Annotated in this window: 17 protein-coding genes; 11 read left to right on the top strand and 6 right to left on the bottom strand. The window is 64.4% G+C overall.

Annotated features, from left to right (window positions below):
• The first annotated feature begins 115 nt into the window (after positions 1 to 115).
• The gene (locus DXV50_RS06580; protein WP_157966979.1) at positions 116 to 1,234 is read left to right on the top strand and encodes an FAD:protein FMN transferase; all 1,119 of its coding nucleotides are present in this window, start codon (positions 116 to 118) and stop codon (positions 1,232 to 1,234) included.
• Positions 1,235 to 1,558: 324 nt separating this feature from the next.
• On the opposite strand, the gene DXV50_RS06575 is transcribed toward DXV50_RS06580, so the two are convergent.
• The 4 genes from DXV50_RS06575 to DXV50_RS06560 form a co-directional block, all read right to left on the bottom strand.
• Complete coding sequence (locus tag DXV50_RS06575; protein ID WP_117205457.1) at positions 1,559 to 2,179, bottom strand: class I SAM-dependent methyltransferase; 621 nt, start codon at positions 2,177 to 2,179, stop codon at positions 1,559 to 1,561.
• Between the two features lie 12 nt (positions 2,180 to 2,191).
• A complete protein-coding gene (locus DXV50_RS06570) occupies positions 2,192 to 2,980 on the bottom strand; it encodes a class I SAM-dependent methyltransferase (protein ID WP_117205456.1) in 789 nt (262 codons plus the stop codon).
• Between the two features lies 1 nt (position 2,981).
• A complete protein-coding gene (locus DXV50_RS06565; protein WP_117205455.1) occupies positions 2,982 to 3,599 on the bottom strand; it encodes a class I SAM-dependent methyltransferase in 618 nt (205 codons plus the stop codon).
• Positions 3,600 to 3,979: 380 nt separating this feature from the next.
• Positions 3,980 to 4,189, bottom strand: coding sequence for a hypothetical protein (locus tag DXV50_RS06560; RefSeq protein ID WP_198666425.1), 210 nt, complete (start codon positions 4,187 to 4,189; stop codon positions 3,980 to 3,982).
• 963 nt (positions 4,190 to 5,152) lie between these two features.
• Here DXV50_RS06560 and DXV50_RS06555 point away from each other — a divergent pair.
• Both DXV50_RS06555 and DXV50_RS06550 read left to right on the top strand, forming a co-directional pair.
• Positions 5,153 to 5,794, top strand: coding sequence for a class I SAM-dependent methyltransferase (locus DXV50_RS06555; protein ID WP_117205454.1), 642 nt, complete (start codon positions 5,153 to 5,155; stop codon positions 5,792 to 5,794).
• Positions 5,795 to 5,868: 74 nt separating this feature from the next.
• Positions 5,869 to 6,702, top strand: coding sequence for a DUF4143 domain-containing protein (locus DXV50_RS06550; protein WP_117205453.1), 834 nt, complete (start codon positions 5,869 to 5,871; stop codon positions 6,700 to 6,702).
• Positions 6,703 to 6,997: 295 nt separating this feature from the next.
• Here DXV50_RS06550 and sdaAA read toward each other — a convergent pair whose 3' ends face one another.
• A complete protein-coding gene (gene sdaAA, locus DXV50_RS06545) occupies positions 6,998 to 8,566 on the bottom strand; it encodes an L-serine ammonia-lyase, iron-sulfur-dependent, subunit alpha (RefSeq protein ID WP_117205452.1) in 1,569 nt (522 codons plus the stop codon).
• Positions 8,567 to 8,854: 288 nt separating this feature from the next.
• On the opposite strand from sdaAA, the gene DXV50_RS06540 reads away from it, so the two are divergent.
• The 8 genes from DXV50_RS06540 to DXV50_RS06505 all read left to right on the top strand — a co-directional run bounded on the left by DXV50_RS06540 (position 8,855) and on the right by DXV50_RS06505 (position 17,860).
• Complete coding sequence (locus tag DXV50_RS06540) at positions 8,855 to 11,374, top strand: excinuclease ABC subunit UvrA (RefSeq protein WP_117205451.1); 2,520 nt, start codon at positions 8,855 to 8,857, stop codon at positions 11,372 to 11,374.
• Positions 11,375 to 11,471: 97 nt separating this feature from the next.
• Positions 11,472 to 12,347, top strand: a complete 876-nt coding sequence (locus tag DXV50_RS06535; protein ID WP_117205450.1) for an EamA family transporter — start codon at positions 11,472 to 11,474, stop codon at positions 12,345 to 12,347.
• 105 nt (positions 12,348 to 12,452) lie between these two features.
• Entirely contained in the window at positions 12,453 to 13,406 is a 954-nt protein-coding gene (locus DXV50_RS06530; RefSeq protein WP_117205449.1) for a tRNA dihydrouridine synthase, read from the top strand.
• A 194-nt stretch (positions 13,407 to 13,600) separates the two neighbouring features.
• Positions 13,601 to 13,876 (top strand): type II toxin-antitoxin system prevent-host-death family antitoxin, encoded by a 276-nt coding sequence (locus tag DXV50_RS06525; protein WP_117205448.1) that lies wholly within the window; start codon positions 13,601 to 13,603, stop codon positions 13,874 to 13,876.
• Positions 13,866 to 14,171 carry a type II toxin-antitoxin system RelE/ParE family toxin gene (locus DXV50_RS06520; protein ID WP_117205447.1) on the top strand — a complete coding sequence of 102 codons (306 nt, stop codon included), beginning with the start codon at positions 13,866 to 13,868 and terminating at the stop codon, positions 14,169 to 14,171. Before DXV50_RS06525 ends, DXV50_RS06520 begins: the two co-directional genes overlap by 11 nt.
• Positions 14,172 to 14,429: 258 nt before the next feature.
• A complete protein-coding gene (proC, locus tag DXV50_RS06515; RefSeq protein WP_198666424.1) occupies positions 14,430 to 15,197 on the top strand; it encodes a pyrroline-5-carboxylate reductase in 768 nt (255 codons plus the stop codon).
• Positions 15,198 to 15,830: 633 nt separating this feature from the next.
• Positions 15,831 to 16,430, top strand: a complete 600-nt coding sequence (locus DXV50_RS06510; protein WP_157966977.1) for a ClpP family protease — start codon at positions 15,831 to 15,833, stop codon at positions 16,428 to 16,430.
• Between the two features lie 41 nt (positions 16,431 to 16,471).
• The gene (locus DXV50_RS06505; RefSeq protein WP_117205444.1) at positions 16,472 to 17,860 is read left to right on the top strand and encodes a VirD4-like conjugal transfer protein, CD1115 family; all 1,389 of its coding nucleotides are present in this window, start codon (positions 16,472 to 16,474) and stop codon (positions 17,858 to 17,860) included.
• On the opposite strand, the gene DXV50_RS06500 is transcribed toward DXV50_RS06505, so the two are convergent.
• Positions 17,857 to 18,585 (bottom strand): hypothetical protein, encoded by a 729-nt coding sequence (locus tag DXV50_RS06500; RefSeq protein ID WP_117205443.1) that lies wholly within the window; start codon positions 18,583 to 18,585, stop codon positions 17,857 to 17,859. The genes DXV50_RS06505 and DXV50_RS06500 overlap by 4 nt on opposite strands.
• Between the last annotated feature and the right edge of the window lie 105 nt (positions 18,586 to 18,690).

Here is an 18,690-nt window from a genome sequence, read left to right as displayed (position 1 = left end):
TAAGAACGAAGTTTACCATAGCTAACAATCTGCAATTTGTCAGCTAGCTGCGGGGCCGTTCTTTGCCCACCGTGGCGCGTCCAGCCAATCGTTTCTTCAGGAAAGGACCCCCCCTGTGAGTGAGCAGACCGAGCAGCCCAAGCCAGCGCTTTTCCCCAAGACTCCGTCTGCGGAAGGAAGATTTGAGGTGGAGAGCCGCGGCTTTTTTGCCTTTGACACAAACTGTCGCATCAAAGCGGCAATTCCTCGAGACGCGGCGACGCCCGTTTCTTGCCGGAGGCTCAACGAAGCCCTCGATGAAGCGGTCGGCCTCTGCTACCGCTACGAGAGGATGTGGAGCCACACGCGGGAGGGGAGCGACATTTGGCGCCTTAACCACGCGCAGGGAAGGCCAGTGACCGTCAGTCGTGAAACCGCAGCGATCCTGAAGGCTGCCCGACACTACTACGAGGAAACGGTGGGGCTGTTCGATATCGCCATGGCGCCCGTTGCCGAACTCTGGAACCACCACAGGGCCCAGGTTCCCAGCACAGACGAAATAGCCAGAGCTCTTGAAACCGTCAAAGTGGGGCAGCCCCGAGTGGCCGAGGACTATGCCCAACTCCCCACCCCCGAAAGCAAGGTCTCGTTGGGAGGCATTGCGAAGGGCTACATCGCCGATAGGGTAGGGGAGCTCTTCGAGAAGAGGCAGATCCTCCATGCGCTTATCGACCTTGGGGGAAACATCGTGATAAAAGGAGAGCCCTTCTTGGGAAAGGAGGGGCAAGCGCACTGGAGCGTAGGCATAAGGTCGCCCCTCCATGCCCTGGAGCGGAATCGGGCAGAGAAGCGCGCCGCCGCGTTGGCACGCAGCCCGCATGGAATCGATTTGCGAACGCTTCGCAACAAGCAGATGACTGCCGAACAGCCCGCCTGTATCCTCGAGCTAAACGACTGTTCCATTGTCACAAGCAGCATCTACGAGCGCTGCTTCGCAGACGAAAAGGGCATGGTCTACCACCACATTGCCGACCCCCGTACCGGACGCCCCTCTGAAAGCGATCTTGCAAGCGCAACGGTGATATCGAAGCGGTCGATCGATGGCGACGGCCTTTCGACGGCCCTTCTGCTCATGGGTAGCGACTGGGCGGCAGAATACGTTGAGGAACACCCTGGAATCGAAGCCGTCCTTATCACCCGCGACGGCGATCTGCTGCCTACCAGCGGGATACGCAAGGCACTGTCGACTCGCTAGCGCCAAGAGCCATGGTGCGAGAACTCTCGGCGGCCTTGCGGCAAGAGCGGTTCTACTTCCAGTAAAGGATTAAGAGTGCCTTGGTGGCCTGCGATCAGTTTCTAGAGGACAGCAAAATGGAGTTTTAGCCACCTGGATTCGTTTGGGGATCAACGGCCCAGGAACATACGTTAAGGCCTGGATTATGCTGCTCTGCACTTGTCGGTTCCCCTGTTTTTGATATTTGCGTTTTGCGATTGTGGGCGTTCGGATTCAAAAGACATATCTTGCAGCGGGAATCGATGCTTGAAATCGGGAGTATGGAAGCGAATCGAATGAAAATGCTCAGGCCTGATCTCCTCGTTTCCTCGCCGTGATGCACAGCCATTTTTTCTTTTTGTGTATCTGCACGTCGTGAAAGCCCGCCTGCTCCAGATACGCCTTCAACTCGCCGCTCTTGTAGATGACCATGCCGCCGATGATCTCCGTCCACTTCTCATCCTTGTCCGTGTCACCGTTGCTCTCGTTGCAGATGAGAAAGGTCCCGCCGGGCTTCAGCACCCGATAGATCTCCCGGAAGCATTGCGGCAGAGCAGGCCAGAAATAGACCGTTTCAAAGGCCGTGACGGCATCAAAGGACGCATCCGCGAAGATCATGTCCGCCACGCTGCCTTGAAGGACGGAACAGCGTCCCTCCGCGATGGCGGCGTGGTTGACCTTCCTTGCCTTCTCCACGCTGACGGGCGAATAGTCGATGCCCTTCACGATACCCCGCGGGCAGCTTTTCAGCAGCCTCTTGATATTTGATCCGCCGCCGCAGCCGCAGTCCAGCACTTTGGCATCAGGTGAAAGGCGCAGGAATTCAAGTCCCCATGTTGCCACGGGCGTATGCCCAAGATTCATCATGGAAACCATGACTTTCCCACCAAGCCCTACAGGCTTGCGGGTGTTCTCGAAAAAAGACATCTTGTCACTTCCTTACATTTTTTCCAAAACGATGATCTTATTCGAGATATTCCGAACGATAGATAGCTTGTCCAGCAGCTTGTAGATTGGCGCAAACGCCGCCATACCCTCTATCAGACTGTGTTCTTCCCTACATTGGAAACCCGCCAGGAGCGCCGCGAGGGCTTCACCGTTCTTCACCCCCCAGCTGAATTTTGCACGGGTGCCCTCGATGGATTTTTCCTTGAAGCGCCTCGCCATCATCGGACTCATCGTTTCCACAAAGACCGTGGCTTTCTCAAAGCGGCGGGAAATCACTGCAAAAATCTGCTGCACGTCTTTTGTGCTCAGGTACATGGTCAGTCCCTCAATGACGACCAGCACCGGCGCATTTTGCTCGCTGATTTTGCCTCCCCAATCGTCCATGGCGGACATGGCGATTTGCGAAATCGCGCCGTTTTCTGGCAAGAGCCTCTCCCGCACCGCCATCGTCTCCGGCAGGTCGAGGTTGTACCAATGCGAGTAACCCGACACCCTATAGCAGCGGGTGTCCAGCCCGCAGGCGATATTGACCACTACCGCACCGGGGTGCTTTGCAAGCCATTCCTTCGTCAGCCGATCCAGGACAATGGTGCGGGCAATAACGCCGCTGTGCATGGCGGTATCCTTGTCGGCAAGGGAGAAATCATAGTCCAGCTTTTCAATGATTTCCTCTGCTTTTGCGTCGTGAATGACCCCGCGTCCCCGACTCTCTTTTGCCCTTGCATAGACGGTTTGCAGCATGGTCTCCGGCACGCCCGAGAGCTTGATTTTTTCTCCCATGTCAAAGCCCTTTCGCTTTTGCGCATTCTGCGTACGTCAGTGGGAACGAGGCCTTCAGCACGGTGCTTTTTTGCACCGTCCAGCCGTTTTCCCGCAGAAATGCCAGGTATTCTTTGCTCGTCCACCTGCTGTGCAGCGGAAAGCCCGCCAGCTTCATGAAAAACGCCTTGACCTTGCCGGAAAGCGAGTTGTCCGCGTGGGTGAAGGTTGGCGCAACTAGAACGCCGTCGTCCCTCAGCACCCGGCGAATTTCGGAGAGAGCCTTCTGCGGCTCCGGCACGATGTGCAGGGCATTGGCCACAATGACCACGTCAAAGCTTTTATCGGCGTAGGGGAGGTGGAACATATCCTGCACGGAGAAATGCAGCTTGGCAGATTGGTTGCCTCGCCGTGCCTCCGCGATCATCTCAGGCGATGCGTCTGTAGCCTCGATATGTTTGGCGCTGCTCACGAGGTTCTTTGCGATAAGCCCCGTGCCAGTGGCCAGCTCCAGCACCGTTTTGCGCCGCACCACGGGGCGCAGCAATTCGTATAGCTGCCCGTAGGCTGCTGCGTCCTTGCGCATGAAGGCGTCGTACCGCCCAGCGTTTTTATCCCAGAAGGTTTGGCTTTTTTCCATTGCCCTATCCTTGCAGCAAAAAGTTGCACTGCACTAACTCGCATAGATGATACTACCGCCTAGATTGGGCTAACCGCAGTCCTGTTGAAAAGCCGTACGCTGCGGCTTTCCCGCTCATGCAAACCGCTTCCGGCAGGCGCCGCGTCTTTGCCCCTCGCGAGCCTCTTTGCCTGGTAATAAGCCGTTGTGTATCGCTTATGGGTAACAAAAAAGCGCCGTATCTCTACGGCGCTTTGTCTTGCTTGGAATCTATGCGATCTTAACGTTCGCTACGCTTTTTGTTGCTGCCGATAACGGCCGTTGCGGTTAGTGCGCCACCGCCGACGAGCAGCAGAGCAAAGCATGAGGCAAGATTGCTGTTATCGCTGGTCTTTGGCAGATTAGTTGACGTGGCTGTAGTTGTGCTTACCGGGAGAAATGCAAAGCGCGTTGACGCCATTCTTATGCAGCCACTTTGTACCGCACTTTGCCATGTAGTCGTTCGGATCGTCCCCAAACAGGCCAATCATGGCGCAGCCTGCTCCGCGCGGATTTTCATAGTAGGTGCCGTAGAAGCCATCGCGCTCTGTCTCAAAGGAGTGCTTCTTCACGGTCGCCGCCCTCGCTTGGGTCCCAACTTGTTGGTCTAGGCTAACTATACCGCTCTGCAGCGCTCACTCTTGCAAGTAGGCGAGAAGGGCGCTGACCTCCGTGGGGTATGACCGATGTGAACCCTGATTTGGCTGACTACTGGCTCATTCTCGCAGGCAGTGGCCGTGTCGATGCGCCGTCAGCCAGCTTGGCACCGCTCGCATCGTGCTCTGCCTGCGCGATACTGGAATGTGGCTTTCCGAGATCTGGCGTCGCATGTACCTTTGCTCGCGGGGGGCTATTGGCCCAGGTACAGAGGTTGATGAGCATCCGGCAGCAAAAGGAGAAGGCCCGCGGGCAGATGACCGAGATCCAGAAGGAGGTTGACCATCTGGGATGTAAGGAGCGGCCACTGTTGGCGCAGAACTCCCCTTCGTGCGAGTGAATTCCGTTCCGTTGCGCAGAAGTGAGCTTCGTGCGAGTGCGTTGTTTTGACTCTGGAGAATATATCAAAAAAAGCAATGTATATTTCATCGGGAAATCGCAGATCGTCAATGGCTCGACTGCATAAAATTCCTAGACCGGTTGCCGAGGTGCCATAAAGGCACTCGCACTAAGGCCACTTCTGCACCGCCCAAGCCAAAAGTACTCGCACGAAGGCGGGTTCTGCGCGGCAAAGGAGGGAGAGCCCGCCGCCTGTTGCTTGCCGCGCCTTGCAAGTTGGTCGCCGGGCCACGCTTTTGCCGCGCAGATTTGCCATCCGCTGGAAGGCATTTGTACGCGAGGGGTTTGAAGGGCTTCTCGGCGCGCAGAATTTGGTTCCGCTGGAAGGGAAAACTGCGCAAATGGCGAGAAGATCGCCCTGCGCGCAGGATCGCCTTCCGCTGGAACGCGGTTTTGCGCGGTATACAGGCGGCTCGCTCAACTTAAGAGTTAAACTAGACTAACAATCACGCCACCAAACAGTCGCAGGGGGAGGCGCCATGACGCCCGAGCAGTACAAGCAGCTTTCCATCAAGGAGTTCTCCGAGGCAGCAAAGACCTACGACACCAACCACGCGGGCCTCTACGAGATGTGCAAGGACGACTATCCCCAGATGCTGGCGGAGCTGGAGAAGGAGCCCTTCTTCGACGTGCTTGACGTGGGGTGCGGCACGGGTGCGGTCATCGCACTGCTCAACGACAAGTACCCCGGCAGGCACTACGTGGGCCTTGACCTCACGCCGGAGATGATTGAGGTCGCGCGCACCAAGGTGGCGCCTGGCATGGAGTTTGTGGTGGGAGATGCCGAGGACCTGCCCTTTGGGGACGCTTCCTTTGACGCGGTGCTGTGCTCCAACAGCTTTCACCACTACCCCAACCAGGCGGCGTTTCTGGCGGGCGCCCTCCGCGTGCTTCGCCCCGGCGGCCGCCTGATTCTGCGGGACTACACCTCAAATGACCTGGTGGTATGGCTTATGAACCACTTCGAACTGCCACTGGCACGCGCGTTTGGCCACGGTGACGTGCGCGTACTCAGGCAGCGCGATTTTGTGGGGGCTGCTCGCGCCGCGGGCTTTGAGGTGGTCTCCATGGAGGCGCAGAAGGACTTCCGCGCGCACCTGGTGGCGAGAAGACCGCGGTAGGGGGTACATCACACCAGTCGCGGAACGGACCTCACGGTAACCTCTTCGCCAATGGGCGGCGAACGGGCAGCGTCATGAGCATCACTCCGAATCGTGAAGAGCAGGCTGGTCGCGAGATGGGCAAGCGCCTTCTGGCAGTGGCAACGGCGGCCGCGCTGCTGGCGCCGAGCGTCCAGCCCGCGCCTGCCGGGGCCGTGCCCGCCAATGGCGCGACGGGTGACGCCAGCTCAAACCGCCGGGTAGAGCCCAACGCCAAGAAAGCTCCCGCAACGGCTGCCGAGGCCAAGGCGCAGCTTGACGCCGCCCAGAAGACCGCCGATGACGCGCAGAGGGCCTATGACGTCGCCGCGGCTGCGGCGGCCGAGGCCAACGGGACCTATGACGACGCCTATGTGGCAGCAAGGTCAATCGACGACGCTCGAATCGAGCAGCGCGAGGTCGACCAGACGTACACCGCTGACATGACAGACCCAGATAATGGAATCAGCGGCCTTGCCGCTCGAAAGGTGTGGCGGTCGATTCCCTCGCAGCTTCTCCGTTCGTCGACTAAAAAATTCAAATACTCTGAGGCCGAGCGCGGTGGACGCCGCGCAAAGCTCATTGAACCGCTGGATTGGCTTGAGGCAGCGGGAATCATTTCCATCAACGCCTTGACCGACTGCGCCGAGGCGCCGCTCGTTCCCTACGATGACACGGAGGGTAGCTTCTTCAAGGTGTACCTGTCCGATACGGGTCTCATGTTCTACAAGCTCGGAGTCAACCCACGTCTTTGGTTGGAGTCTCAGGAGCAGGGGCTGCCTCTGGGGTCCTCTGACTTCAGAGGTGCGCTGGCGGAGAATTCCGTCATGCAGGCGCTGAGGTCAAATAATCTACAGACTTACGTTTGCGTCTTGTCACGGACCCCTTGAGTAGCGGCCCATTTTGCTCTGTTGCCAACAGGGCAAACGTTGCGTTGCGGGGGTCGATACCCAAGGGGTACGACGTAGCGCTACCTTGCCCGATGTGCCGTGCCTGAGTGGCCCATGCGCCTGACACATGGAAGAATGCCGCGATGGCATCGCGCGCCATGGCAGACCCCGGCTGCACCTTCGTGCACATTGGAATGACCTGCGGCCTTGATGACGAAATTGCGTGCTATACCAGCGGCTTGTTTGTTCCTAAGAGCGTGGGCATTCGCGGCGCTCACAAGCTAGCGAGGGGTCTCTACGCGCAAGCGCCGCAGGCGGAGCAGACGCTGGGGCAGGTGGCCAGGCCACCGAGGGCGGTCTCGCGCAGCTCGAGGGGGAGCATGCGGCCCACGCGCAGCATGGCGTCGGCGGCCTCGTCAAAGGAGACGGGCGCCTTGATGCCCGCGAGCGAGAGCTGCGTCGCGGTGAACGCGCAGGCCACACCGATGGCGTTTCGGTTCTGACAGGGCGCCTCCACCAGGCCGCCGATGGGGTCGCACGCAAGGCCCAGCAGATTGCCCAAGGCAATGGAGGAGGCGTTGAGTGCCTGCTCGGGGGTGCCGCCGAGCATCTGCGCGAGCGCTGCCGCCGCCATGGCCGCGGCCGAGCCCACCTCTGCCTGGCAGCCGCCCTCGGCGCCGGCCACGCTGGCGTTGCGGGAGAGCAGCATGCCCACGGCCGCGGCGCACCAGAGCGCCTGCTGGACGTCCTTCTCGCCTGCGCCAAGGGCCTCGCCTGCGGAGATGACGCATCCGGGGACCACGCCCGAGGAGCCTGCGGTGGGTGCCGCCACGATGACGCCCATGGTGGCGTTCTGCTCGAGGACGGCCATGGCGCGCGTGACGGCCTGCGTGAGCGGGGCGCCCACGAGCGAGGACGCGGCGGTGCCGGACGCCTGGGACAGCAGCCGCGCCTCTCCGCCGATGAAGCCGCCGAGCGACGGCCGGGGGTTCTCGATGGCGCGGGTGGAGGACTCGCGCATCACCTGGAGCACGTGGGCCATGCGCTCGTCAAACCCAGGCGAGAAGAGCGACTCCTCGCGCAGGCGCATGACCGCGCCGATGCTAGTACCGTGCTTCTCGCAGAGGTCCAGCAGCTCGCGGCCGTTGGCAAACAGGTAGGGCGAGCTGCCCTCGCCGCCGGGACGGGTGGCGCCGGGGATGTGGATGCGCCGCGCGGAGGTGACGGGCGCGAGCTGGGAGAGCCGCTGCAGAACGGCGTCTGCCGGGGCGTCGTCCATCTCCAGTACGGTGTAGGCCATGCCGCCGCGCTCGGAGCGATAGGTCTTCATGAAGGCGATGTTCACGCCGTCGTCCGCCACGCAGGCGATGATGCTGGCCAGTGCCCCGGGCACGTCTCGGTGGGAGACAAAGACCGTCTCGTACTCGCCCAGGATGTCCACGGAGACGCCGTTGATGCGGCAGAGGCGAACGCGGCCGCCGCCCAGGCTCTCGCCGCGGACCTCGAGCGTGCCGCCGCCGGACTCTGTGATGGCGATGTCGACGGTGTTGGGGTGCAGGGCCGGGTCGTCCCCGCCGATGGCAAAGCGGTAGGCCAGGCCGCGCTCGTCGGCAATCTGGAACGAGTCGCGAATGCGCTCGTCGTCGGTGTCAAAGCCCAGGATGCCGCCGAGAAGTGCGCGATCGGTGCCGTGGCCGCGGTAGGTGTGGGCGAAGCTGTTCCACAGCGTGAAGGTGACGGAGGCGGGCTCGCCGGCGCACAGCGCGAGGGCCGTCTGGGCGCAGCGCAGGGCGCCGGCCGTGTGGGAGCTCGAGGGGCCGATCATGATGGGGCCAAGGACCTCGAAGGCGGACATCTGCGTCATGGGTTCCTCCCGCTGAAGGCCGCGCCCGGCGCGGCGGCTGTGCATGGTTGCAGGACACCACTTTACCAGCGCGGGCGGGTGGGCTGCGCGCAGGCGGGGGATGGGCGGGGCGAGTGCCCTTCTTGCCTGGTCGGTGCCAGTCTTGATGTATAGTCTGCCTAGCTCACGTTGCGAGCCGCACGGTTCGGGCATTTGCTATCGATTTTTCGGCCGTCATCCCCAGCCGTGACAAGCGCGTCGCGTCGGCGCTACCCTTGGGGGCGAGAAACCCCAACGGCAAGGAAGCACATGGAGAAGAGCCAGGCCAAGAACCCCGACCGCATCGACCACATCGAGGTACGCGGCGCGCGCGTGCACAACCTCAAGAACGTGAGCGTGGACATCCCGCTGGGGGAGCTGGTGGGCGTGGCCGGCGTCTCCGGATCCGGCAAGAGCTCGCTGGCCCTGGGCGTGCTCTACGCCGAGGGCTCGCGCCGCTACCTGGAGGCCCTCTCCACCTACACGCGCCGGCGCATCTCGCAGGCGGGCAAGGCCGCGGTCGACGACGTCCGCTACGTTCCGGCGGCGCTGGCCCTCCGCCAGCGCCCGGCGGTTCCCGGCGTGCGCTCCACCTTTGGCACCTCGAGCGAGCTTCTCAACAGCCTGCGCCTGCTCTTCTCGCGCGTGGGCAGCCACGTGTGCCCGCACTGCGGCGCCTACGTGCCGCCGAGCCTCAACGTGGCGGCCGAGCTGCCCCTGACCTGTCCCGAATGCGGCCAGAAGTTCCGCGGCCCCGGCGCCGAGGAGCTGGCCTTCAACAGCGGCGGCGCCTGCCCCATCTGCGGCGGCACCGGCGTGGCCCGCACCGTCAACCGCGCGGCGCTGGTGCCCGACGAGAGCAAGTCCATAGACGAGGGCGCCGTGGTGGTGTGGGGCTCGCTCATGTGGGACCTCATGAAGCAGGTCTGCGGCGCCATGGGCGTGCGCACCGACGTGCCCTTCTGCGAGCTCACGCCCGAGGAGCGCGCCATCGTCTTTGACGGCCCCGCCGAGAAGCGCCACATCCTGTACAAGGCCAAGAAGGGCGACAACTTTGCCGAGCTGGACTTCACCTACTTCAACGCCGTGCGCACCGTGGAGAACTCCCTTGCCAAGGCAAAGGACGAGAAGGGCCTGAAGCGCGTGGCAAAGTTCCTGGTTGAGGGCCCGTGCCCGGACTGCGGTGGCACGCGACTCTCGGCCGCGGCGCGAGGCCCCCTCGTGCGCGGCATCAACCTGGCAGAGGCCACGCAGATGACGCTTGACGAGGCCTGTGCCTGGGTGGCGGGCGTGCCGGAGAGCCTACCCGCCGAGATGCGTCCCATGGCGGCCTCCATCTGCGAGTCCTTCCAGTCCACGGCGCGGCGGCTCCTTGAGCTTGGCCTGGGCTACCTCTCGCTTGACCGCGCGGGCTCCACGCTCTCCACGGGCGAGCGGCAGCGCGTCCAGCTGGCGCGCTCCGTGCGCAACCGCACCACGGGCGTGCTCTACGTCATGGACGAGCCCTCCATTGGCCTGCACCCGGCCAACGTGGACGGCCTTCTGGGCGTGATGCGGGACCTCATTGCGGACGGCAACTCCGTGGTCATGGTCGACCACGACACGCGCATCCTCGCGGCGGCCGATCACCTGGTGGAGATGGGCCCGGCGGCGGGCGCGGGCGGCGGAACCGTGGTGGCGCAGGGTGGCGTGGACGAGGTGGCCGCGTGCCCGGAGTCCCTCATCGGCCCGTACCTGAGCGGCGAGAAGCGCGTGGGGGCCCGGCCGAGGACCGAGGCGGACGACATGTTTGGCCTGGGGCGCATTCACCTTGAGTCGAGCGGTCTCCACACGGTGAGGCCACTTTGCGTGGACGTTCCCAAGGGGCGTCTTGTGGCCGTGACGGGCGTCTCCGGCTCCGGAAAGACCACGCTCGTGCTCGAGACGCTCGTTCCCGCGCTTGCGGCCGCGGCGGCGGGCGAGCCGCTGCCCGCCCACGTGACGGCGCTTGACGCCGCGGGCGTCTCGCGCGCCAACCTCATAGACGCCACGCCCATCGGCACCAACGTGCGCTCCACGGTGGCAACCTACTGCGGCGTCCTCGACGACCTGCGCCGGGCCTACGCGCGCACGGACGCCGCGCGCGAGGCGGGCTACAAGGCCGGGGACTTCTCGTACAACACGGGCCGCCTGCGCTGCCCGACCTGCGACGGCACGGGACAGATATCGCTTGACGTGCAGTTTCTGCCCGACGTGGACATCGACTGTCCGGACTGCCGCGCAAGCCGCTACGGCACCGCGGCCGCAGGCGTTCGGCGCGTGGAGAAGGGCACGGACGGCCCGGGCCTCAGCCTGCCGGAGCTCATGGCCCTCTCCGTGGATGAGGCCCTGCCGCACGTGGCCGATCTCAAGCGCGCCCGCGAGAAGCTCCAGACCCTGCACGACCTGGGCCTGGGCTACCTCACGCTGGGGGAGGCCACGCCTGCGCTCTCTGGCGGCGAGGCCCAGCGCCTCAAGCTCGCTAGCGAGATGGGTCGCGGCCAGGCGGACGCCGTCTTTGTGTTTGACGAGCCGACCATCGGCCTGCACCCGCGCGACGTGGAGACCCTCCTGGGCGTGTTCCAGCGCCTGGTGGACCAGGGGGCTACCGTCGTGGTCGTGGAGCACGACCTTGACTTCATAGCCAACGCGGACTGGGTCATAGACATGGGCCCGGGCGGCGGCGAGGCCGGCGGTCGCGTGGTGGCCTGCGGCACCCCCGAGCAGGTTGCCACCTGCCCCCAGAGCGTCACTGGGCGCTACCTGGGCTAGCGCGCTCCCGCGGCCGCGCCTCTTTACGCCCCCGTTACGCGCGAGGACTATGCTGGATTGCCGCCCTTGGTGCGATTCTGGGTTCGGAGGCTTTGACATGTGGGTTGCGTTTGCGTGCGGGTCGGCGTTCTTTGCGGGAATCACGGCCATCCTGGCCAAGTGCGGCATCCGCGAGACCGACTCGACGGTTGCCACCGCCATCAGGACCATCGTTGTCCTAGCGTTTGCCTGGGTCATGGTCGCGGCGGTGGGCTCGGCGGGGCAGATTGCCTCGATTGCGCCTATGACCTGGGCGTTCTTGGGCCTCTCCGGCCTGGCTACGGGTGCCTCGTGGCTGTGCTACTTCAAGGCGCTCCAGTTGGGAGACGTCAACAAGGTCGTGCCTATCGACAAGTCCAGCACCGTTCTCACCATGCTCCTTGCCTTCCTGCTGCTGGGCGAGCTTCTGAGCTGGGCAAGCGTCGTCGCCATGGTGCTTATCCTCGCCGGCACGCTGATGATGATCGAGCGCAAGCCGGCCGCGCCCTCGGCGGGCGCCCCGTCCAAGGGAGGCTCCTGGCTGGTGTTCGCCGTGCTCTCCGCGGTGTTTGCCAGCTTGACGGCCATCCTGGGCAAGGTGGGCATCGAGGGCGTGGAGTCCAACCTGGGCACGGCCGTCAGGACCATCGTGGTGCTGGTCATGTCCTGGGCCATGGTCGCCGTGACGGGCAAGGTGGGTGAGGTCCGCTCCGTTCCCCGCCGCGAGCTTCTCTTCATCTGCCTCTCCGGCCTGGCCACGGGCGCCTCGTGGCTCTGCTACTACAAGGCGCTGCAGGACGGCCTGGCCAGCGTCGTGGTGCCCATAGACAAGCTGAGCATCCTCGTGACCATTGGCTTTTCTCGTCTGGTATTTGGCGAGAAGCTCACGGCCTGCTCCGGCGCCGGCCTGGCGCTCATCGTTGCCGGCACGCTGCTCATGGTGTTCGTGAGGTAGGCGAGAAGAGCCGGCGCATGCCCGCGGGTGAGCTCGGCGCCCTGCCGGCGCTTCTGCCCGGCAGGCCGGCATGCCACAATGGCGGGGAGAAGAACGGAGAGAAGGATGATTCTTTCGCTTGCCCCCATGGAGGGGGCCACGGGGCACGTGTTCAGGCGTGTCCACGCCGAGTGCTTTGGCGCGCTCGACCGCTACTACACGCCGTTTGTGGCTCCGCCGCAGGTGGGCAAGGGGTTTGTCGGCCGCGCCAAGAAGGAGCTGGACCCCGTGGTCAACGAGGGGCTGGACGTGGTCCCCCAACTGCTGACCCGTGACGCCGACCGCTTTGTGTGGGCGGCCGGTCTTCTGGAGCAGATGGGCTATCGCGAGGTCAACCTCAACGCGGGCTGCCCCTCGGGCACCGTGGTCTCCAAGGGCAAGGGTGCGGGCTTCCTGCGGGAGCCGCGGGAGCTGGAGGCGTTTCTGCAGGACGTGTGCGAGAGGTCGCCCCTGCCGGTCTCGGTCAAGACGCGCATCGGCGTGGAGAGGGACGACGAGTACGGGGAGGTCCTGGCCGCCTACTGCCGCTGTCCCCTGGCGGAGCTGATCGTGCACCCGAGGCTGCGGGTGGACGCCTATCGGGGGACGGCGCGCTGGGAGCCCTATGGGCGCACGCTGGAGGAGGCGCCCTTTGCCGTGGCCTACAACGGAGACATCTTTGATGTCGATGACTTCAAGCGCCTGACCAGCGCGTATCCGCAGACGCGCCATGTGATGCTGGGCCGCGGCGTGCTTGGCAACCCCGCCCTGCCGCGCGTGCTTTGCGGCGGCGCGCCGCTTGCGGCCGACGAGCTGCGGCGCTTTCACGACGCGCTGTTTGCCGCCTACGAGGAGGAGATGGGCGGCAACGCGGTAATGCGCATGAAGGAGTGGTGGCTCTACGCCAGCTGCGCGTTCGCTGACGAGAAGTCCGTCCGGCGCAGGGTGAGGTCCGCCCGCAAGGTGGGGGAGTACCAGACCGCCGTGGAGTCCATCTTTTCTGGCGAGAAGTTCCTCCCGTCGGCGAGGCATCGCGGGTAGGGCTGGCAGCGCGGGTTGGCGGCGCGGACGCCGCGGGCCGGCGCCGCGGGCGGCGACAAACTCCGTCACCCGCGGACGTTCTTCTCGCCAAAGTGTCCGCCGGTGACGGAGTTTGGGTGACTTCCTCTCGTCGCTGTTAGAGAAATACCACAATCGTGGTATTTTTAAGCTGCCAAGACGAAAGGAAGCCAAAGATGGCGCCTGCTACCTGCGTGCCCATGAAGGAGCTCAAGAATACGGCGGAGTTCACGGACACCGTCCAGAATGCCGCCGGCCCGGTCCTGGTGACCAAGAATGGGCGAGAGGCGTTTGTCGCCCTCTCCGTGAGCGGCTACGAGGCCCTTTGCGCCGAGGCAGCTCGGGCCAAGCTCTACCAGGCCATCGACCGCGCCGAGGCGGATATCGCCGCCGGCAGGGTGGCCGATGCGCGCGAGGTCTCTGCAGGCCTGAGGGCCAAGTATGGCCTGTGAGGTCGTGGTCACCGACGAGGCCAAGGAAGACCTCGATGCGGCCGTGCTGTATCTGACGGAGTCCCTGGGTGTCCCCGCGGCGGCGGGCGACCTGCTGGACGCCTTCGATGGCTTTGTGGCCAAGGTCGAGGCGTTTCCGCTGATGTATCCCACAGCCAGGGAGTCGCGGCTTGCCCGCTTGGGATATCGTAAGGCAGCGCTGGAGGGCTATCTTGCTCTGTACCGTGTCAAAGGCGAGAAGGTCTACGTGGCCCACGTCTTCCACCAGAGCCAGGACTACGCCAGGCTGGTGTAGGGACGTTCCTCTCAGCTGGACTGCAATATTGCGTAATAGAACTGGGCTCAAACTCCGCAATATCGATTTTTTTCGCTATTGCGGAGTTTGAGCCCGCGCTAGGTGACCGTTGCCCGCGCCCTTCTCGCCGCGTTTGCCCAGTTGGCGAGAAGGGTCTCTTGCGTTTATGTACGCTGTTTTGCGTGCGCGCGGTCGGGGGCGCCCGTGTGGGCATGCTCTGGCATACTGGCGGCAACAGGCATCGTGGAAGGGGCAGCTATGAGGATTGGCTTCATTGGCTTTGGCAACATGGCGAGCGCCATGGCGGACGGCTGGATTGCCGCGGGCGTGGACGCGGGGCGGATGTGCGCCTGCGCGGGGCGCTTTGACGCGCTGCGTGAGCGCTGCGAGGCGCGCGGCATGACGGCCTGCTCGGGTGCGGCGGAGGTCGTCGCGGCGTCTGACCTGGTGGTCGTTGCTGTGAAGCCGCACCTCATCGCCGAGGTCGTGGGGCCGCTGGCAGAGGGGCTCTCCGGCAAGGCCGTGCTCTCCGTTGCCTGGGGCTGGGACTGCGCCAAGTGGGAGGAGCTCCTGCCTGGTGCGGCGCACCTCTCCTGCGTGCCCAACACGCCGGTTTCCGTCAACGAGGGCGTCATCGCGGTGGAGCGCGCCTCAACGATGGGCGCGGAGATACGCGTCGAGGTGCTTGACCTGCTGTGCAAGCTTGGCCTGGTGGTGGAGCTTGAGAGCCGCCTGCTGTTTGTGGGCGGAACGGTGGGCGGCTGCTCTCCCGCGTTTGTCGCCATGGGCATCGAGGCCCTGGCCGACGCCGCCGTCAAGCATGGCATCCCGCGTGCGGACGCGTACAGAATCGTGAGCCAGATGATGCTTGGCACGGCAAAGCTGCAGCTAGAGACTGGTGAGCATCCTGCCGCCATGAAAGATGCGGTCTGCTCCCCAGGTGGCGCCACCATCCGCGGCGTGGCCGAGCTGGAGGCCTCCGGCCTGCGCGCCGCCCTCATCCGCGCCGTCGACGCCACGCTCTAGAGGGCGTCGGCCGCCTTATTAGATTGCCCCGCTCTTGGCGCTACAGCGTCTTTGCCCAGGTCTACTGCAACTAGGGCCTGGTGCCCAAGTCGGAGCCTAAGCCTCCGTCCGGTTCCAGACCTCGCCAAAGAGGACGTCGTCGTTGAGGTGGGCAAACTCGGGCGCAAACTCGCCCAGGACGTCGTGGCCCGTCTCTTGTGGTCGAGAAGAGCATAGGACTTTGAGTGCGCTCCAGGGCAAGAGCCGCGACGGAGTCGCCACAAATGGCTGGAGGCGGAGCGGGCTGCCGCAGGGGTGGCAGTGCCACAAAAACCGAGCTGGGTGTCCAAAAGCGGATACCCAGGTCGGGATTAGCGGTCATCTGGCGAGAAAAGCCGACTTGGGTATTGGCCGGAGAATACCCAGGTCGGTATTTGCGGTGCCCAAAGGAGTGCCCTTCTCGCCAGAAAAAACTCGCGCAAACGTCCGGACGATGTGCTAGAGTGCGTATCACGCTCACCGCCCAGACGCATGCGGCGGAAGCTCCACAACCCAAAGAGGACTCACGGCATGTATGGCAGCCAACCATGGCTGCTGTCAAAACGCCGTCCGGTCGCGCATCTGCGACCGGCAAACCTCTGGAAGGAGCTTCCCATGAGCGAAGCCATCTACCCCCTTTACCAGCCGCAGGTCCTGCAAGAGACCTGCGAGGGCATCTGCCGCCTCGACGTGCGTGACCAGATGCTTGCCAACCGCGAGCTGGAGCTCTGCGGCCCCATCGACGCCGAGTCGGCCGCCATCCTCATCAGGAGCCTGCTCTACCTGCAGCGCGCCGATGCCGTCGCTCCCATCAAGATGTTCATCAACAGCCCGGGCGGCGAGGTCCAGTCCGGCCTTGCGCTCTACGACGTCATGCAGACGCTCTCCTGCCCCGTCACCACCATCTGCCTGGGCATGGCCGCAAGCATGGCGGCCCTGGTCTTTGTCTCTGGCGCTCGGCGAGAAATGCTTCCGCACAGCCGCGTCATGATCCATGACCCGCTCATTGGCGGCGGCCTTGGCGGCAGCGCCCTTTCCGTCAAGGCCCGCGCCGACGACCTCATGCGCATCCGCGACATCACCGGAGAGGTGCTCGCCCGCCACACGGGCATGACGCTGGAGCGCGTCTTCGAGCTCACCGCGCAGGACACCTACTTCGAGGCGGAGGCGGCCGTGGAGGCCGGCCTGGCCGACGCGGTCGTCGCAAGCCTCTAGCCGCACGCACTTCTCGCCGTCCTTTGGAAAGGGATAAAAAGATGAACATCGACAAGAACGCAGACGTCCTCGCCGCCCCCGCCAACCCGCGCGCCGCCTATGCCGGCGAGCTGCTCCTCACCGCCAACCACTCCGCCAGCACGGACGCCTGGCAGACCGGCCTCAACAACAATGTGCTGGTGCTGGGCTGCTCCGGCGGGGGAAAGACCAGGAACCATCTGGTGCCCAACCTGCTCCAGTGTCAGGGGTCCTACGTGGTCCTTGACGGCAAGGGGTCGCTCTACGACGAGCTCGCACCGTACCTGCGCGCCAACGGCTACCAGGTGGACCAGCTAGACTTCACTCGCGAGGGCGCGGGCACCGTGGGCTACGACCCGCTGGCGCACGTCCGCTGGAGCCACGGCCGTCCCAACACGCAGGACGTCATTGCGGTGGCAAACGCCGTCTGTTCGGCCGAGGACATGGGCAGCGACCCCTTCTGGGGCCACGCCGCCGCCAACTACCTGGCCAGCTACGTGGCCTACGTCCTTGAGGCAATGCCCGAGCGCTCCTGCAACATGGCATCGGTGGTGCGCGTCTTCGAGCAGGCGGCAGACGGCCACGCGGGCGAGCTCTTTGAAGACCTGGAGCACGACAACCCGAGCAGCTTTGCCGTCTCGCTCTACCGACGCGCCCGCGCCACGGGCCGGGCGGAGAAGATGCACGCGAGCATCATGGGCATCATTGCCGCGGACATCCTGCCCTTCTCGCACGAGGCCGCCATGGCAAGCTACGAGCGCCCCCAGCAGGTCGACTTTGCCGCGCTCGGCCACAAGAAGTGCGCCCTCTTTGTGACCATGGACGACCTCGACCACAGCATGACTGCGCTGACCAGCCTGTTTGTGCGCCAGGCGTTCTGCTCGCTGTGCGACGAGGCCGACGCCTCCGAGGGAGGCCGGCTGCCCGTGCCGGTCCGCTTCATGCTGGACGACTTTGCCAACCTGCGCCTGCCGGACTTTGACGACGTGCTCTCCGTCATCCGCAGCAGGGAGATCAGCTGCACCGTGGTCTGTCAGACGGTGAGCCAGCTGGAGGCGCGCTACGGCGAGGCCTCGGCCAACTCCATCGTGGGCAACTGCGACCGCCATCTAGTGCTGGCCTTCCAGGACGAGCGCACCGCGCGCTACTTCTCCACTCGCGCGGGTCGCATGCCCACCACGCTGCTCGAGACGCCCCAGGGCACCTGGTGGCTGTTCTGCCGCGGCCAGAAGGGCGTGGCAGACGGGGCGTACCAGCTGGAGAGGCACCCCCGCTACCAGGACTTCTGCGAGAAGCGCGACCATGCTCGGGCGCAGGCCGAGGAGGTGCTCAGCCTGTGGGAGGTCGAGGAGCTCTTTGCCGAGTGGGATGCCCGCCTGGCGCAGGAGCGCGCCGAGGAGGCGGCGTTCTAGGCCCTGAAGGCATCCTCGGGCTCGAGGGGCTCCTTCGGGGCCGCCGGCGCCGCCTGCGACGTCCGCCCTGCCTGCCCGCGCTTGCCGCGCGCGTAGTCCAGGTAGCCGCGGACGCTGTAGTGGTCGGCGCCGTCGGAGGCCTGCGTGCTCTCGTTCTCGGAGTCCACCGTGCCCAGGTAGCCCTCGGGGACCTGGTGGCCCCTCTCGTCGACGATCACGGCGTACCAGTGGCCGCCCTCGTAGGCGGGCCTGCGCAGCTGGCAGGCCAGGGTGAGCTTGGAGTCCCCGGGGCGCTGGAAGAGGGCCGCCTCGCGGATGGCGGCAAGGCGCGCGCCGTCGATCCAGAAGCAGATGAACGGGCTCTCGTAGGCGTTGGTGAGCGCGTCGCTCTGCTGGTTGTAGACGTAGCACATAAGGGCGCGGCTGGCGTCGGCGCACAGCAGGTCCACCTCGCTTGGCTTGAGCTTGAAGGCGACGGTGACGAGCACGCCGGGGTGGCCGTCGCTCTTCTCGATTGAGGTGACGGCGGTCTTGACCTGGAAGAAGAACGTCTCTGGTGCGTGGTCGGGGTTCTCGAGCTGGTCCTTGAGGTTGAGCGAGACCACGTCAATGCCCATGTCCGCGGGCGGGCGCACGGCGTCCAGGCCGTTGCGGTACAGCGAGCTCATGAGCTGGTACTCGCCGGTGTAGCCGTTGTACAGAAGGTCATAGAAGTCGGGGGTCATGGGCGCTCCTCGAGGCGGTAGGGGTGACGTCTTGGCGTGGGCCTCCCATGGTAGCGCGTGTTTCTCGGCGAGAAGCCCTTCTTGCCGCGCGCTCCAAGCCAGGGC

Origin of the sequence: Paratractidigestivibacter faecalis, from assembly GCF_003416765.1 — a bacterium.
GTDB classification, from domain to species: domain Bacteria; phylum Actinomycetota; class Coriobacteriia; order Coriobacteriales; family Atopobiaceae; genus Paratractidigestivibacter; species Paratractidigestivibacter faecalis.
The sequence above is the reverse complement of the archived record's forward strand: the minus strand, read 5'-3'. Positions and strand labels throughout refer to the sequence as shown.